Here is an 889-nt window from a genome sequence, read left to right as displayed (position 1 = left end):
CCTACTGCACCATGAAATACGCGACTAAATTGTGTGGTGAGTTTTAGCCAGTTTTCGGGGGTAATGTTTACTCTTTGTAACAGGGGTAAAGTGCTGCTTTCGATATAGCCTGCTTTACCTTCGCGTATACAACGCCCGGTTAATTCTACTAGTTCAAGGTAAGATTTAAGCGCAAAGGGTAATCCTTTTGCCATGTGCTTTTTGGGTTTACCTGAAAAGCGCAGGAGTTGCTTCGGTTGCTTACCTGCAGTGGCACTTTCAATGCGTATTTTTACGCTGGTATGCTCTGATGTTTCTGGTGTTGTTGCTGCCTTTGCTCTTATTGGGTTTAAATCAACATATGCCATACAGGCGATTAATGCCGCTTCATCTAAGAGGGCTTGTGATTTAAAGCGTCCCTCCCAAAACCGTCCGGTACAGTTATCTTCTTTATTAGCTCTGCGCGCAATGTCTTCATTTAATAGCCGCATAAACCAGCTGATATTAACTAAGCGCTCTCGGTATTCAATGATTGTTTCATTTAGAAAGAGCCATTCAATTTTACTTAGCTCCTCACCTTGCAGATATTTGTTAGTGAGAACAGTGCCTTTACAAAGCCTGTGCCACCGCTGAATAATGGCTTTATCGGTTAGTCGCTTGGCTTTTTTATCATCAACATAGAGTACCAAATGAGTGTGGTTGCTCATTACTGCATACGCACACACATCGATACAAAATACGTTAGCGAGGGCAAGTAATTTGCTTTCAACCCACCCTCTGCGATGTTCATACGATTGATTAGTAAAGTTGTCTACGCCGCATAAAAATGCACGGCGTACACAGCGCGAAATACAGTGATAGTATTTTGTATCGACCAAACTAACCTGACGTTTTCTTGCGATAGCCATGT

1 protein-coding gene is annotated in these 889 nt (G+C 42.5%); it reads right to left on the bottom strand.

What is annotated here, in order from left to right; translation table 11 throughout:
* The coding region (locus J5X91_RS18010; RefSeq protein WP_208835399.1) for a transposase at positions 1-887 on the bottom strand (887 nt) is incomplete at its 3' end.
* Positions 888-889 lie beyond the last annotated feature (2 nt).

It is taken from the genome of Pseudoalteromonas sp. K222D, from assembly GCF_017653575.1.
GTDB classification, from domain to species: domain Bacteria; phylum Pseudomonadota; class Gammaproteobacteria; order Enterobacterales; family Alteromonadaceae; genus Pseudoalteromonas; species Pseudoalteromonas nigrifaciens.
The sequence above is the reverse complement of the archived record's forward strand: the minus strand, read 5'-3'. Positions and strand labels throughout refer to the sequence as shown.